14 protein-coding genes are annotated in these 15,612 nt (G+C 44.8%); 8 read left to right on the forward strand and 6 right to left on the reverse strand.

Annotated features, from left to right (window positions below):
- The first annotated feature begins 451 nt into the window (after positions 1–451).
- The 3 genes from FKN93_RS09955 to FKN93_RS09965 are packed head-to-tail and all read left to right on the forward strand — an operon-like array spanning position 452 to position 2,705.
- Positions 452–643, forward strand: a complete 192-nt coding sequence (locus FKN93_RS09955) for an AlpA family phage regulatory protein (protein WP_170905030.1) — start codon at positions 452–454, stop codon at positions 641–643.
- Positions 644–656: 13 nt separating this feature from the next.
- A complete protein-coding gene (locus tag FKN93_RS09960; protein WP_170905031.1) occupies positions 657–2,315 on the forward strand; it encodes a DUF927 domain-containing protein in 1,659 nt (552 codons plus the stop codon).
- A gap of 54 nt (positions 2,316–2,369) precedes the next feature.
- A complete protein-coding gene (locus tag FKN93_RS09965) occupies positions 2,370–2,705 on the forward strand; it encodes a helix-turn-helix domain-containing protein (RefSeq protein ID WP_102586191.1) in 336 nt (111 codons plus the stop codon).
- 19 nt (positions 2,706–2,724) lie between these two features.
- Here FKN93_RS09965 and FKN93_RS09970 read toward each other — a convergent pair whose 3' ends face one another.
- The 6 genes from FKN93_RS09970 to rpmH all read right to left on the reverse strand — a co-directional run bounded on the left by FKN93_RS09970 (position 2,725) and on the right by rpmH (position 7,884).
- Complete coding sequence (locus FKN93_RS09970; RefSeq protein WP_113610673.1) at positions 2,725–3,900, reverse strand: site-specific integrase; 1,176 nt, start codon at positions 3,898–3,900, stop codon at positions 2,725–2,727.
- Positions 3,901–4,071: 171 nt separating this feature from the next.
- Positions 4,072–5,433, reverse strand: a complete 1,362-nt coding sequence (mnmE, locus tag FKN93_RS09975; RefSeq protein ID WP_170905032.1) for a tRNA uridine-5-carboxymethylaminomethyl(34) synthesis GTPase MnmE — start codon at positions 5,431–5,433, stop codon at positions 4,072–4,074.
- A gap of 94 nt (positions 5,434–5,527) precedes the next feature.
- Positions 5,528–7,150 (reverse strand): membrane protein insertase YidC, encoded by a 1,623-nt coding sequence (gene yidC, locus FKN93_RS09980; RefSeq protein WP_004397551.1) that lies wholly within the window; start codon positions 7,148–7,150, stop codon positions 5,528–5,530.
- Positions 7,151–7,152: 2 nt separating this feature from the next.
- Complete coding sequence (yidD, locus tag FKN93_RS09985; RefSeq protein ID WP_072670255.1) at positions 7,153–7,410, reverse strand: membrane protein insertion efficiency factor YidD; 258 nt, start codon at positions 7,408–7,410, stop codon at positions 7,153–7,155.
- Complete coding sequence (rnpA, locus tag FKN93_RS09990; protein ID WP_233268204.1) at positions 7,377–7,700, reverse strand: ribonuclease P protein component; 324 nt, start codon at positions 7,698–7,700, stop codon at positions 7,377–7,379. Before rnpA ends, yidD begins: the two co-directional genes overlap by 34 nt.
- A 46-nt stretch (positions 7,701–7,746) precedes the next feature.
- The gene (rpmH, locus tag FKN93_RS09995; protein ID WP_004397549.1) at positions 7,747–7,884 is read right to left on the reverse strand and encodes a 50S ribosomal protein L34; all 138 of its coding nucleotides are present in this window, start codon (positions 7,882–7,884) and stop codon (positions 7,747–7,749) included.
- 590 nt (positions 7,885–8,474) lie between these two features.
- Here rpmH and dnaA point away from each other — a divergent pair.
- The 5 genes from dnaA (at position 8,475) to FKN93_RS10020 (ending at position 15,392) form a co-directional block, all read left to right on the forward strand.
- Positions 8,475–9,881 (forward strand): chromosomal replication initiator protein DnaA, encoded by a 1,407-nt coding sequence (gene dnaA, locus FKN93_RS10000; RefSeq protein WP_170905033.1) that lies wholly within the window; start codon positions 8,475–8,477, stop codon positions 9,879–9,881.
- Between the two features lie 68 nt (positions 9,882–9,949).
- Positions 9,950–11,050: a DNA polymerase III subunit beta gene (dnaN, locus tag FKN93_RS10005; protein WP_161425217.1), complete on the forward strand. Its 1,101-nt coding sequence runs from the start codon at positions 9,950–9,952 to the stop codon at positions 11,048–11,050.
- Positions 11,051–11,071: 21 nt separating this feature from the next.
- On the forward strand, positions 11,072–12,151 hold the full coding sequence (gene recF, locus FKN93_RS10010) for a DNA replication/repair protein RecF (protein ID WP_004397546.1): 1,080 nt from the start codon (positions 11,072–11,074) through the stop codon (positions 12,149–12,151).
- Positions 12,152–12,169: 18 nt separating this feature from the next.
- Positions 12,170–14,587, forward strand: coding sequence for a DNA topoisomerase (ATP-hydrolyzing) subunit B (gene gyrB, locus FKN93_RS10015; RefSeq protein ID WP_154169693.1), 2,418 nt, complete (start codon positions 12,170–12,172; stop codon positions 14,585–14,587).
- 379 nt (positions 14,588–14,966) lie between these two features.
- A complete protein-coding gene (locus FKN93_RS10020) occupies positions 14,967–15,392 on the forward strand; it encodes a GreA/GreB family elongation factor (RefSeq protein WP_158137555.1) in 426 nt (141 codons plus the stop codon).
- The last annotated feature ends 220 nt before the right edge of the window (positions 15,393–15,612 follow it).

A 15,612-nucleotide genomic window follows, 5' to 3' on the forward strand; every position in this document is an offset into this window, starting at 1 on the left:
CGTTTTCGTCAAATCGGTACAGTTTGGTAACGTTGTAGTGATTAAAAGTTAATTTATAACAATGTTTTAATTGGTTGGTCAGTTTAACTGTACCGTTTTAGGTGTACCGAACAAAAGCGGTACACTTAGTTGTTTTGTCCGTTCAAAGCATCATGTTTTGCTACTTTCACATGTGAAAGTGTGTCTCTAATCACTATGCGTTAACTATGGTGAGCAACTTAACGCATTAGCGGGTTACTTAACGCATAGCGCTTTGTGGCTTGATGAATAACGCTGAAGTAACGCCTAATCACATTACCGCACCATTATCTGCTTCTGTAACCCTAAATAAAGCATTTTACAGGCATATTTTCTGCTCCATCTGCCCATTTTGGGCCTGAGCACCGCGCGCCTTTGTATTGCTCATTCTGCAAACTACTCCTTGATTATCCATTAACTATTAGGAGTAGTTATGACTGAACAAAATCAATCAAATCAGCTATTAAGCTATCAAGGAGTTTGTCAGTTAACTCAGTTGTCTCAGGCAACCATTCGCCGTTATGTGAAAAATGGTTCTTTTCCTTCTCCAGTGAATTTATCGCCTGGTGCTCGAAGTGTGAGATTTCGTGTTGAAGACGTGCAGAAGTGGCTGCTGAGCCTGTGACGGTGAGGTGTGTATGTATCGAAACAAAAATAACGCACTGGAATACTGTGACAAAGAAGAAGGTTGGATGGCTATTAGCTCTGAACTTTCTGTCGTAGCGCGAGTGAGGGCACAAGATAAAAAATCGGCTTACGGTGCCTGTATTGAGTTTGTAAATATGGATCTTGTTCCTGTTCGGTTGGTTGTGCCAGCAAATCGAATTTTAGGTAGCGCAAGTAATGTACTGCGAGAAGAACTATTTGATCGCGGCTTTTGGCTAGAAGATGAGAAGTACAACTGGAGCCTTGTATTACGCTACTTACGTCAACAGATAAAACAAGCGCCAACTGGCATCAGTGCCTTTAACACAGGCTGGCATGACGATGTATTCGTGACAATTGAAACCAGTTTTGGCGTATCTGAGGAGCCATATTTTTACGCTGGAGCAATTGTTGATAGTAATTTTGAAGTAAAAGGTAGCCTAGATCATTGGCAACAGGAGATAGGTTGTCTGTTGAGTGGAAATCCAACCTTGATATTTTCTGTTGGAGTCGCACTTGCCGCACCCCTATTAGCGCCTTCCGGAGGGGAAAGCTCAGTATTTCATCTAATGGGGTCGTCAAGTCAGGGTAAGTCAGGCGCTATTTTCGTTGGATCGTCAGTTTACGGCTCCCACTCTTACAAGAAGACTTGGTATAGCACGAACAATGGTATCGAATCTGTATCTGTCAATTACAACGATGTCATGCTGCCTCTGGATGAGATTGGCATGGCGAGAAGTGAAAATTTGGATACAGCGGCTTACCAAATTGTGAATGGCGATGGAAAGTTAAGATCGTTAATTACAGGGGCTTTAGGTAAACAAGCAAAGTGGAGAACCTTGGTGCTTAGCACTGGTGAAGTTGGCTTGATTGATTTGTTGGAAGAAATAGGCAAAAAGCCCGCCGCAGGCCAATTGGTCAGAATAGTGGAGATACCGTTGACGGAAAAATATGGCTGTTTTTCTAGTGTTCACCGATTTAATGACCCTCACGAATTTGCCAAACATTTGGAGGAGGCAACGAAAAAGCACCATGGTTCGTTATTCCCAGCTTGGATGTGCTTGATCGTGAATCAACCAGATTTGGAACTGCTGTTGAGATCGGAAACGGATAGGTTGATGCAGCGCTGGAAAGAAAGCTGTATGTCAGCTCAAGTTCTAAGGGTTCTACATCGCTTTTGCTTGGTTGCCGTTGCGCTCTCACTGGCCTCTCGACATAAATTAGTACCGTGGAGCGAAGAAGAGTCTTTATTCTCAGTCCATAGTATTTTTCAGCGGTGGATTGCAGCGAGAGGGCACACTCAAAATCATGAAGAGTTTGAAGTGCTTTTGGCATTGAAGCAGGCACTCTCCAAATGGGAAAAGCAGTTAAGTGAGATATCCAGCGGCAGAGCATCAAGTACGGGGTACTACCGGCAAGACGGAGACGAGGTGCAGTGGCTGATTCATAAAAATGTGTTTATTCGTGATCTCCAGCTGCGCAAGCAATACATCAGCCAGCTGACTCCTTTGGTTCAAAGGCGGTGGTTTGAATCAAACGAGGGGGCTAGAGGGACGCTACGAGTAAAAGTGAACGGCAAATTGGAAAGGTTCTTTGCCTTTACACCTTCTCAAATTATCGAAGAACTAGAGGAGCTGACAGCCGATGCGTAATCCGTTTCCCAGTTTTCCCACATTTCCCAACGCAGCGACATGGAGGGGGGAGTTATGACAAGCAATGAACAGGTCCTTCTCCAGTCCATTTTGGCTAAAATCGATCATGTCGAGCGGGTTGTGTTAGAGCAGCGTTTGCAGCAGCAAAAGGTGGAGTTGCTTGGAAAGGACATTCTAACGATTGATGAATGTGCAGCCTTGTTGGGTTTATCAACCAACCAGCTTTATAAGCTGACCAGCTCTGCGGAAATACCATTTTTCAAAATTGGTAAACACCTTCGATTTGAGCGTCAAGCCATAATGAAATGGGTTGAAGAGCAGCGTGTTTCATCTCGCCATGAGATAGAACAAAGGGCAGCAAACTATGTCGCCACCACTTCTCGTAAGTAATACCGTTATCGCAGCGGCCTTAGGCCGCTGGATCCTTTCCAGAAGCAAAAATATCAGGGAATGTCAGCATGGCTTCCATCCTGCGCTGTTCTATGATGTCAGCGTAGATCTCGGTTGTCTTGAGTTCGCTATGGCCGAGCAGTTTCGATACTGCATATATATCAATTCCTCGACTCAACTGAATTACAGCAAAGGTGTGACGACCGCTATGGAATGTAACATGTTTACTGATCCCTGCAGCCATACACCATCTGAGCAACTCGACATTCATGTATGCGGAGTACTTTAATCCCTTAAATACTCGCTCATGTGCCGCTTTGACTGGGCCTAAGAGTGATTCTGCAGACTTAGACATATCCAAATACTGAAGGCTTTTAGCATCGCCGTGAGAGAGTTTGGCTTGGTCGAAGATAATGCGTTTGTGATTATTGAATGTCTCTATTTCTGACCAAGTAAGTCTGTGGATATCGCACCACCGCATCCCGGTTGAACACGAGAACAAAAATGCACGTTTAAGTACAGAATAGCGACATTCTGTGTGGGCTAATGCGTTGACTTCATCCAGTGTTAGATAAACCCTTTTAGTTGTTTTCGCTTTGATACTGGTTACTTGTGAAAGCGGGTTATCGCGAATAATACCTTCTCGATATGCTTGGTTGATCGCCGCTCGAACTTTATTGAAGTAGGAGCTTTGTGTGTTGCGAGATAACGCTGTGTCACTTTTGGTTTTCGCTTCATTGGTTAGGTAATACTTAAACCCGTCTAACCAGTCTTTATCCAGTTCATCAAAACTAAGATCATTTTTCCCGCAGTAGAACAACAGGTGCTTACGAGCTGAAAGCCAGATCGAATGGTTCGAGGTTGAAGTGGTTTGTTCTTTGATATCAACTTGCCGTTGAAAGTAATCAATGAAGCTAGCTGAACGCTTGGTTCGATCCTCAAATCCATGCTTCTGAGATTGCCACTCAACCAGTCGTTTACTCTTAATGGTTTCGGCGAGAAGCATATGTTCTTTATTGTGTTGGCGCTGAGCTGGCGTTTTGGGTTTGTCATAGATAAACAGATCTAGTATTTCGTGTTCACGTTTTCGCTGACGAGATCCGTTTGATTTAGTGGTATAACCGTGGTCATAAATGAGACGCAATGTTCGCGTTCCATCTGCTTTAAGTGCCCGTTTTTCAATGAAAATTTTCATGTTTGTCCCCAATTGGTCCCCAATACGGCATTTATAATGTCATTGGGGACCAACTGGGGACTAGATTTGGCAATTAACGGCAACGGATAGAAACAAACGGCAAATGACGATCTAATAAAATCAGTATGTTATCTACCGTTGCTTGCTGTTGTTTTCCGTTATTTGCCCACTTTACTTCCCGATACAAAACGAAGAGAAAATGCGTCCAAGGAGATCATCAGAGCTGAACTCGCCGGTGATCTCATTTAAGTGTTGCTGAGCTATGCGTAACTCTTCGGCAAGAATCTCACCGGCCATGTAGCCTTCGAGTTGCTGTTGACCAATCGCTAAGTGTTCTGCGGCACGCTCTAACGCATCAAGATGGCGACGACGCGCCATAAAACCGCCCTCTTGGTTACCGGTAAAGCCCATGCACTCTTTCAAATGCGTGCGTAGTGCTTCGACGCCTTGACCGGTTTTGGCAGAAAGACGAATCAAAGTCGGTTGGCTAGCGTGACAGATACCCAGTGTTTCACCGGTTTGATCGACTTTATTACGGATCACCGTCATCCCCATTTGATCGGGTAGACGGTCAACAAAGTCCGGCCAAATATCCTTTGGATCGGTTGCTTCAGTCGTCGTGCCATCGACCATAAATAGCACTCGGTCAGCTTGTTTGATCTCTTCCCACGCACGCTCGATACCAATTTTTTCTACTTCATCAGAGGCATCTCGTAGCCCTGCGGTATCAATGATGTGCAGCGGCATACCATCAATATGAATGTGTTCACGCAATACATCACGCGTGGTACCAGCAATGTCGGTCACAATCGCCGAGTCTTTACCCGATAACGCATTTAACAGGCTCGATTTACCGGCATTAGGGCGACCGGCTATCACTACCTTCATCCCTTCACGCATAATCGCGCCTTGGTTGGCTTCTTGACGAACCGCAGCCAGATTATCAATGATGGCTTGTAAATCAGCAGCAACTTTACCATCCGCCAGAAAATCAATTTCTTCTTCCGGGAAATCAATTGCCGCTTCAACGTAAATGCGTAAGTAGATCAAAGACTCAACTAAGGTATTAATTCGTTTAGAAAATTGCCCTTGCAGCGATTGAAGAGCAGATTTTGCCGCCTGCTCTGAGCTGGCGTCAATTAAGTCCGCAATCGCTTCCGCTTGGGTTAAATCTAACTTATCGTTCAAAAACGCTCGCTCAGAAAACTCGCCAGGCCGCGCTGGACGAAGACCAGGAATCGCTAAGATACGCTTGATCAACATGTCCATTACCACGGGTCCGCCATGACCTTGTAGCTCAAGGACATCTTCACCGGTAAAGGAGTGAGGATTTGGAAAATACAGCGCGATGCCTTGGTCTAGTTCAGCACCATCAGCATCTTTAAAAGGCAGATACTGCGCATAACGAGGCTTAAGGTCCATTCCGGTTACTTGCTTGGCCACGAAAGCGGCTTGTGGGCCAGAAACACGAATGATGCCAACGCCGCCTCGCCCAGGAGCGGTAGCTTGCGCGACAATGGTATCGGTGGTCATACTATTACCTACTTAACGATCGATGAGTGATTATTGTAATCAGCAGCGAACAAAAAGGCGACCAAAAGGTCGCCTTCATTAACTCAATCGCCTATTACTTAGAGTGCAAACCGCGCTTCTCTAATGAACGGTAAATCAACGTTTGTTGAATTAACGTTACGATGTTCGATACCAACCAGTAAAGCACTAAGCCTGATGGGAAGAACAAGAAGAAGAAGGTAAACATCACCGGCATGAAGGTCATGATCTTCTGCTGCATAGGGTCAGTAATGGTGTTCGGACTCATTTTCTGAATCAGGAACATACTGGCACCCATCAGCAATGGCAAGATGTAGTATGGGTCTTGCGCTGATAAGTCATGAATCCAACCAAAGAATGGTGAATGACGCAGTTCAACTGATTCCATCAATGCCCAGTATAAAGCAATGAAGATCGGCATCTGTAGCAAGATAGGTAGACAGCCACCCAGAGGGTTAACTTTCTCTTTCTTGTACAATTCCATCATTTCTTGGCTCATACGCTGACGATCATCGCCAATACGCTCACGCATCGCTTGCAGCTTAGGCTGTAGCATACGCATTTTGGCCATTGACGTGTATTGCGCTTTGGTCAGTGGGTACATGGCACCACGGACGATAAAGGTCAAACAGATAATCGCAACACCCCAGTTGCCGACAAAGCTCTGAATAAATGACAGCAAAGTATGCAGCGGCTTAGCAATAAACCATAACCAACCGTAGTCGACCACTAAATCTAGATTCGGAGCGGTAGCGGCCATGTCATTTTGCAATTTAGGGCCAACCCATAAGGTCGCCGTAAACTGAGTCGCATCACCATCAGCAATAGTTTTGTTTGGCATGCGCACACCAATATCACCAACGTTACCAATCACACGAGAATACAGATTGGTACCAGGTTCATTGCGAGGAATCCATGCGCTAGCAAAGTAATGCTGGATCATCGCTGCCCATCCCTGACCATTAGGTAAAGGTAGTGACAAGTTACGATCTTGCATATCTTTGAAACTGAATTTTTTATAACGTGTATCTTCGGTAGAGTAAGCGCCACCACGATAAGTCGGCATCGCTAAACTGCCGCCTGAATCAAGTAAGGTTTGACGCAAATGCGCATACATACCTAACGTCGCGTTATTACCAGAACGGTTGATCACATCAAACGTAACATCAACGGCATAATCACCACGTCTAACAATGAAGGTTTTCACGTACTCAATGCCATTCGCTTGATAGGTCATAGGAATACGCAATTCCTGCTCACCATCCGCTAACGCAAAATGATCACCATCAACGTGATAAACCGGACGATGATTGCTACTCAAATCGATACCTTGCGGACCAATCAAACCACTTTGAGCGATAAACAAGTGATTAGGGTCATTTCTTAACAAAGTAAATGGCGTCGATGAATTAAGTTCATCAGCGTACTGATTGAGCAAAGCATGAATAATATCCCCACCAACGGTATCAATTGACAGAGTCAAAACATCCGTGGTGACCGTCACGGTTTGTGCAGCAGCACGATGTTGCTCAGGAGCAGGATCAAATTCATCTGCAAATGAAGGTGCTGGGGCCGTGGTGCTGGTTTGAGCCTGCTCAATCACTTGTGGGGCTGGGTTCTTTGCTGCTTGCCATTGCTGGAAAAGTAAAAAAGAAACAAGCGCCAAAGCAATTAACAGGATATTACGTTGAGAATCCATCGTTATTTGTCTCTGTCTGGTTTTTTGACTGGTGGAATGGGGTCATATCCCCCTTCGTTCAAAGGGTGGCATTTTAATAGACGTTTGCCAGATAACCAACACCCTTTTATAAAACCGTGAGCTCTCAATGCTTCTATCGCATAATTTGAGCAAGTCGGCGTAAACCGGCAACGAGGGCCGATAAGCGGACTGATGATCCATTGGTAAAGTTTAACTAAACCAATAGTCAACCACGTGAAGGGCGAGATAGGCGATGCCATAACTTGTCGAATAAAGTAAACAGTTCTTCATTGCTTAAATCTTGCGCGGTTTTCTTCGCGATCACAACAAAATCTTTGTTAGCAAGTTTATGTTGATGGAGACGAAAACTTTCACGAGCAATACGTTTAAAGCGATTACGACCCACAGCCGTTTTAATTTGCTTCTTTGGGACAGCTAATCCTAAACGAGGATGAGAAAGGTTATTATCGCGAGCAATGATGGTAAAGTGAGGAGAGCCAGCACGATGCGCTTGCTGGAAGACTTTTTGATAATGCTCGGGAGTTAACAGACGTAACTCCCGATTGAACGCGTACGTATTCAAAATAATTCAGTGATTATTTTGACAGGCGCTTACGGCCTTTTGCACGACGTGCATTGATTACTTTACGACCGTTCGCAGTCGCCATGCGTGCACGGAAACCGTGGCTACGCTTGCGCTTTAGAACTGAAGGTTGAAAAGTGCGTTTAGACATTATTATTACCTTTACTGATCAGTAGTGTTAGGTTCTTAAGTTAACCCGGCGTGGGATATGTGTCTTCGTAAAGACGCCGACGCCTCTCAACAAAGAGGCGGAATTGTAATCACAGTCACAAAAAGTGTCAATGACTTGGGGTGGCGAAGTGTTACTCATTTTTCAATAAGCCATTTACCTCCCCATTCTTTCCGGTCGGGCGATTATACGGAGTATCAATGAAATCTCAAGGATCCTCGCTCGATCTTCACGCTTTTTTACTTAATCTGGCTTTTTCCACAGACTCAACGACGGATCAATATCTCATCTGATGCACATCTTATACCGAGTTAACCATAGCTTATCGGCGATTAATACAAAATAAGATAGTAAAAATCACTATTGGGGATAACTTAGCAAGATCTTAGTATATGTGGATCATAATGGGGGTAATTAGCTTGATCCCTGTGAGGATCTTCGTAAATATCCCCTGAACCTTGTGCATAAGTTCGATCTTATTCAAGAGTTTATCGATCAATCACTGGCGATCTAAGTTATCAACAGGTAGAATCACCTTCTTTATTAGCCATTAATTTTAGAGTGAGGGAACCGTGTCATCTTCGCTTTGGTTGCAGTGTTTGCAACAGCTTCAAGAAGAGCTACCAGCCACAGAATTCAGTATGTGGGTTCGTCCGTTACAAGCGGAGCTCAATGACAATACTCTCACTTTGTTCGCCCCAAACCGCTTTGTGCTCGATTGGGTACGTGATAAATACATAAACAATATCAATAGGTTACTTAGAGAACATTGCGGGCACAATGCACCCAGTTTACGGTTTGAAGTCGGCAGTCGACGAGTAATTGCGTCCGCTCCAGCCGCCCCCATCCGAACCGCAGCGGATGTTGCTGCCGAATCCTCTGCCCCAGCGCAATTAGCTCAGCGCCGACCGGTTCATAAAACATGGGATGACGATTCTGCCGCTAGCGATATCAATCATCGCTCTAATGTAAACCCTAAGCATAAGTTTAATAATTTTGTTGAAGGTAAATCGAACCAACTCGGTCTTGCCGCCGCGCGTCAAGTGGCCGATAACCCAGGTGCAGCTTATAACCCATTGTTTTTATATGGGGGAACCGGCTTAGGTAAAACTCACCTATTGCACGCGGTGGGTAATGCGATTGTCGATAAAAAACCCAATGCGAAAGTGGTCTACATGCACTCTGAGCGTTTTGTGCAAGATATGGTTAAAGCGCTGCAAAATAACGCGATTGAAGAATTTAAACGTTATTATCGTAGCGTCGATGCTTTATTGATCGATGACATTCAATTTTTCGCCAACAAAGAACGTTCTCAAGAAGAGTTTTTCCACACCTTCAACGCATTACTTGAAGGGAATCAACAGATCATTTTAACATCGGATCGTTATCCCAAAGAGATCAACGGGGTAGAAGATCGTCTGAAGTCTCGTTTCGGGTGGGGATTAACCGTTGCGATTGAGCCTCCGGAATTGGAAACTCGCGTAGCCATATTAATGACCAAAGCGGAAGATCATCAAATTCATCTTCCTGATGAAGTGGCATTCTTTATTGCTAAACGCTTACGTTCTAATGTGCGTGAATTGGAAGGAGCACTTAACCGAGTGATCGCCAATGCCAATTTTACCGGTCGACCGATCACGATTGATTTTGTTCGTGAAGCACTCCGCGATCTGCTTGCTTTACAAGAGAAGCTGGTCACGATTGATAACATTCAAAAAACCGTTGCTGAATACTACAAAATCAAAGTTGCTGATTTGTTATCTAAACGCCGCTCTCGTTCGGTGGCTCGTCCTCGCCAGCTAGCCATGGCGCTTTCGAAAGAGTTGACCAACCATAGCCTACCAGAAATTGGCGATGCATTTGGTGGTAGAGACCATACTACGGTGCTGCATGCTTGCCGAAAAATCGAACAATTGCGTGAAGAAAGTCACGACATAAAAGAAGATTATTCCAATTTAATTCGTACCCTTTCTTCATAAGTTTTTACGCTATATTGAACGCTTATTAGGTACCGTTTTATTCCATATTGTTAGGTTAAGATCTCACTATGAAATTTACCATTGAACGTAGTCACTTTATTAAACCCCTGCAACAGGTCTCCGGTACATTAGGTGGGCGAGCTGCGTTACCCATTCTAAGTCATTTATTATTAAAGATTGAAGATAACCAACTATCGATCACCGCAACCGACTTAGAAGTGGAATTGATCAGTCGAGTTACCCTAGAAGGGGACTTTGAAGCAGGCAGTATTACCGTTCCAGCGCGTAAATTTTTGGATATCTGTCGAGGTTTACCAGACAGTGCGGTGATCACCGTGCTGCTTGAAGGAGACCGCATTTCGATTCGCTCAGGTCGCAGCCGTTTTTCACTGGCAACCCTACCAGCCAATGACTTCCCAAATATTGAAGATTGGCAGAGCGATATCGATATTACAGTCACTCAAGCCGAATTACGGGGCCTGATTGAGAAAACTCAGTTTTCTATGGCTAACCAAGATGTGCGTTATTATCTGAATGGAATGATGTTTGAAATCGATGCTTCGACCTTACGTGCCGTAGCAACAGATGGCCATCGTATGGCTGTCGCTCAAACGACCGTCTCTCAAGCGTTGGCAAACAAACAAATTATCGTCCCTCGTAAAGGCATTTTAGAGCTCGTAAAACTACTTGATGCACCAGAACAACCGGTTGTGTTACAAATTGGTGCGTCAAATCTACGTGCAGAAGTCAACCAATTTGTCTTTACATCCAAGCTCGTTGACGGCCGTTTCCCTGATTATCGCCGAGTTTTACCGCAAAATACTAATAAGACGCTAATCACTGGCTGTGATGAATTACGCCAAGCTTTCTCGCGCGCGGCGATTTTATCTAATGAAAAGTTTCGTGGCGTGCGCGTCAACCTTGCTGAAGGAACGATGCGCATTACCGCCAATAACCCAGAGCAAGAAGAAGCCGAAGAGATGCTCGATGTGAGCTTTACTGGTGAGGCAATTGAGATTGGTTTTAACGTCAGTTACGTGATTGATGTGCTCAATACCTTGCGCTGTGACCAAGTCCGCATCTCAATGTCAGATGCGAATGCCAGTGCATTAATCGAAAACGTTGAGGACGACAGTGCCATGTATGTGGTGATGCCAATCCGTCTTTAATTGACAGATAAAGAACATAGCATGCCATTAACGCGCTTAGTCGTTCAGCAGTTTCGTAACATTAAAGCCTGTGATATGACCCTGTCATCAGGCTTTAATTTTCTTATTGGTCCAAATGGCAGCGGTAAAACCAGTGTACTAGAAGCTATCTATTTATTGGGTCATGGCCGCTCATTTAAGAGCTCATTAACTGGCAGAGTGATCCAAAATGAGTGCTCAGAACTGTTTGTTCATGGCCGTTTTTTGAACTCGGATCAATTTGAGCTACCGATTGGCATTAATAAGCAGCGAGATGGCTCAACAGAGGTTAAAATAGGCGGTCAATCAGGACAAAAGTTAGCTCAGCTGGCGCAAGTCCTACCATTGCAGTTAATTCATCCTGAAGGATTTGAACTACTAACCGATGGACCGAAACAGCGTCGAGCCTTTATTGATTGGGGGGTTTTTCATTCTCAACCCGCTTTTTTTGATGCTTGGGGACGATTTAAACGCTTAAATAAACAGCGTAATGCGTTGCTTAAAACCGCCAAAAGCTATCGCGAGATCAGCTACTGGGATCAAGAATTAGCTCAGCTTGCCGAGCAAATAGATCAATGGCGTCAGATCTATGTCGAGCACATGAAAAAAGTCGCCGAAGCATTGTGCCAAAGCTTCTTACCCGAATTTTCGATCAGCTTAACCTACTATCGAGGTTGGGATAAACAAACGCCTTATAAAGAGATATTGCAAAACAACTTTGCCCGTGACCAATTGTTGGGTTACACCTTCAGCGGTCCAAACAAAGCGGATTTGAAAATAAAAGTGAATGGAACACCTGTAGAAGATGTTCTATCACGCGGCCAGCTTAAGTTGATGGTCTGCGCCCTGCGCGTAGCACAAGGTCAACATTTAACCGAGCTGACCGGGAAGCAATGCATTTATCTGATTGATGATTTTGCTTCCGAACTCGATAGCCAACGTCGTCAGCGTCTAGCAGACTGCTTAAAAGCGACGGGGGCTCAAGTTTTTGTAAGTTCTATTACTGAAAGCCAAGTCACCGACATGATCGAGCCGAATAGCAAGATGTTTCATGTCGAACATGGCACAATAGAGCAAGGATAACTACTGAGAGAGTCACTCATGTCGAATAATTACGATTCATCGAGTATTAAGGTACTGAAGGGTCTAGACGCGGTACGTAAGCGTCCAGGAATGTACATCGGCGACACCGATGATGGCACCGGTCTTCACCACATGGTTTTTGAGGTGGTGGATAACTCAATAGATGAAGCGTTAGCGGGTCACTGTAAAGATATCGTCGTGACAATTCATGAAGATAATTCGGTATCGGTCAGCGATGATGGCCGTGGTATCCCAACGGAATTACATACCGAAGAAAACGTCTCTGCTGCAGAAGTTATCATGACCGTATTGCACGCTGGGGGTAAGTTTGATGATAACTCCTACAAAGTATCCGGTGGCTTGCACGGCGTTGGGGTTTCTGTCGTCAACGCGTTATCTGAAAAAGTCGTGTTAACCATTTATCGTGGTGGCAAAGTTCACACTCAAACCTATCGTCATGGCGTACCTCAAGCCCCCTTAGCGGTGGTTGGTGATACCGAACGTACTGGTACTACACTGCGCTTTTGGCCAAGTGCCGAGACGTTTACCAACATTGAATTCCATTATGAGATTCTAGCTAAACGCCTGCGTGAGCTGTCTTTTTTAAACTCAGGTGTCTCTATTCGTCTACAAGATGAGCGTGAAGCGGATAAACACGATCACTTTATGTATGAAGGGGGAATTCGAGCGTTCGTTACCCACCTCAATCGCAATAAAACGCCTATTCATGACAAAGTATTCCACTTCAATCATGACCGTGAAGATGGCACCAGCGTTGAAGTCGCTATGCAATGGAATGATGGTTTCCAAGAAAACATCTACTGCTTTACCAATAATATTCCACAGCGTGATGGCGGGACTCACTTAGCCGGATTCCGTGCTGCACTGACTCGAACGCTTAACACCTATATGGAAAAAGAAGGCTACAGCAAAAAAGCCAAAACCGCGACCTCTGGCGATGATGCTCGTGAAGGCTTAACAGCGGTCGTTTCTGTTAAAGTTCCCGATCCTAAGTTCTCCAGCCAAACCAAAGACAAATTGGTCTCTTCTGAAGTGAAGGCAGCGGTTGAGTCAGCGATGGGTGAAAAGCTCAATGAGTTTTTAGCAGAGCATCCTTCTGAAGCGAAAATGGTGTGCAGTAAAATTATTGATGCCGCTCGAGCTCGCGAAGCGGCACGTAAAGCGCGTGAAATGACGCGTCGTAAAGGCGCACTCGACCTTGCAGGCTTGCCAGGCAAACTTGCTGATTGCCAAGAGAAAGATCCAGCACTGTCTGAACTGTATATTGTCGAGGGAGATTCAGCGGGCGGCTCTGCAAAGCAGGGACGCAACCGTAAGAATCAAGCCATTTTGCCGCTCAAAGGTAAAATCCTTAACGTAGAAAAAGCGCGTTTTGATAAAATGCTCTCGTCACAAGAGGTGGCGACGCTGATCACCGCACTGGGCTGTGGTATTGGCCGCGATGAATACAACCCAGACAAACTGCGTTATCATAATATCATCATCATGACCGATGCTGACGTCGATGGTTCGCACATCCGAACACTATTATTGACCTTCTTCTATCGTCAAATGCCAGAATTGATCGAACGTGGCTACATCTATATTGCTCAGCCACCACTGTATAAAGTCAAAAAAGGCAAACAAGAGCAGTACATCAAAGATGAAGATGCCATGACGCAATATCAAATTGCTTTAGCGCTCGATAATGCCTCTTTGCATGTGAATGCCGATGCGCCAGCGTTAGCGGGTGAACCACTCGAGAAACTGGTGCTGCAATACAATGCAGCGATGAAATTAGTGGAAAGAATGAGCCGCCGTTATCCACTGGCGATGCTCAATGAATTTACCTATATGCCACGTTTAACCGAGCAACAATGCCAAGATAGCAGTGCGGTAGAAGCATGGACCGAACGTTTGGTCACTCAATTGAACGCCAAAGAAGTCGGTGCAAGTCAGTATCACTTTGCGATTGAGCATAATCCAGAGCTCGGTGTTTATTCACCGAAAATTATCGTCCGTACCCATGGAGTTACGTACGATTACCTACTCAGTGTTGATCTACTTAATTCTAAAGAATACAACCGATTAGCGGATCTTTTTGACTCGCTCGATGGGCTTCTAGAAGAGGGGGCATACATTCAACGTGGCGAGCGTACCCAAGTGGTTTCCAGTTTCACCGCCGCCCTTGACTGGCTCATTAAAGAATCACGTCGTGGTTTAGCAATCCAACGTTATAAAGGTTTGGGAGAAATGAACCCAGATCAACTTTGGGAAACCACCATGGATCCTGAGTCACGTCGCATGATGCAAGTCACCATTGAAGATGCCGTCGGTGCTGATGAACTATTTACCACATTGATGGGCGATCAAGTAGAACCTCGTCGGGCCTTTATTGAGAACAACGCATTAAGAGTAGCAAACTTAGATGTGTAGTTTTTCATAACATCGTGTTCTCTCACGCAGTGCTTCGGCACTGCGTTTTTGTTTATATAAACAGCGAAAATAACCATTTTATTCTCTTATTTCGATAAAACTGGCCTTTAGTCCTAGTATCAATCTTACCCTTACCATTTTCTGTCCTTTAATGACTAAAAACGCCATTTTCTCTGGTCGAGCACTTTTGCTTTCTTTTTTTAACTCGCTATAGTCAACAGACTTCATGATATAGCCCAATCGTCACTAGCCGTGACAGGGAATCACACAACGTTTGCAGGAGGAATAGTGATGGCATTTCTGGTTTAGACCGAGAGCAAACTTGCTCTCGGGAGACACTTAACGGCTGTCTTGTTATCAGGAGTGAGGAGAAATCACTATGCTTTACCGCTTTTATCGATCATGGCTACAAACGCTACGCATGTGGTGGCTAACCAGTGGGTTTATCACCTACCAATCCCCTTTGCTCCTCATTCAATTGTTCGAGCGACAAGAGCAGCAAAATACCCCGCATTGCCCTCGAGCCACCAGCATTCGCTTAGGTGATACCGTACACCTATTGGATGTAGCCACTAACAGTCCTTTTAAAATCAAGCTGGTTGCAGATCATCGTTGTGATCATACCGTGGGCTATATTGCGGTCGATTCCTACTTAGGAGCCGCACTGTTTGGCCGAACTGAGCAAGAAGTGATTAGTCTGCTACTGCTCGGCCAACGACACTCTTTTGTTATCACCCAAGTTACCCGTCAGTCATACCAACCTCGACGTACATCTGTACCATGTGGTTGTTTACTTTGTCAGTAAATGAAGGAGATCTCACTCATGAGTAAAAAAGACCTGAAGAAACCTCAATTAAGCTTAAAGGAAAAGCGTAAATTGAAACAAGAAAAAGCCTCAGAAAACGGAGTAGAAAAAGCACGTAAAAGTCGCGCCAAGTAACGTTTTCTTAGCTAATCGATTCTCCCTGAGCCTAATCATCCGATTAGGCTTTTTTTTAAAAAAAATCGATACGCGACTCTTGAAA

This window comes from Vibrio sp. A8-1 (genome assembly GCF_013048685.1).
Lineage (GTDB): Bacteria > Pseudomonadota > Gammaproteobacteria > Enterobacterales > Vibrionaceae > Vibrio > Vibrio metschnikovii.

Coding starts and splice junctions, on each gene's coding strand:
- FKN93_RS09955 (WP_170905030.1), top strand. CDS start 452: ATGACTGAACAAAATCAATCAAATCAGCTATTAAGCTATCAAGGAGTT.
- FKN93_RS09960 (WP_170905031.1), top strand. CDS start 657: ATGTATCGAAACAAAAATAACGCACTGGAATACTGTGACAAAGAAGAA.
- FKN93_RS09965 (WP_102586191.1), top strand. CDS start 2,370: ATGACAAGCAATGAACAGGTCCTTCTCCAGTCCATTTTGGCTAAAATC.
- FKN93_RS09970 (WP_113610673.1), bottom strand. CDS start 3,900: ATGAAAATTTTCATTGAAAAACGGGCACTTAAAGCAGATGGAACGCGA.
- mnmE (WP_170905032.1), bottom strand. CDS start 5,433: ATGACCACCGATACCATTGTCGCGCAAGCTACCGCTCCTGGGCGAGGC.
- yidC (WP_004397551.1), bottom strand. CDS start 7,150: ATGGATTCTCAACGTAATATCCTGTTAATTGCTTTGGCGCTTGTTTCT.
- yidD (WP_072670255.1), bottom strand. CDS start 7,410: ATGGCATCGCCTATCTCGCCCTTCACGTGGTTGACTATTGGTTTAGTT.
- rpmH (WP_004397549.1), bottom strand. CDS start 7,884: ATGTCTAAACGCACTTTTCAACCTTCAGTTCTAAAGCGCAAGCGTAGC.
- dnaN (WP_161425217.1), top strand. CDS start 9,950: ATGAAATTTACCATTGAACGTAGTCACTTTATTAAACCCCTGCAACAG.
- recF (WP_004397546.1), top strand. CDS start 11,072: ATGCCATTAACGCGCTTAGTCGTTCAGCAGTTTCGTAACATTAAAGCC.
- gyrB (WP_154169693.1), top strand. CDS start 12,170: ATGTCGAATAATTACGATTCATCGAGTATTAAGGTACTGAAGGGTCTA.
- FKN93_RS10020 (WP_158137555.1), top strand. CDS start 14,967: ATGCTTTACCGCTTTTATCGATCATGGCTACAAACGCTACGCATGTGG.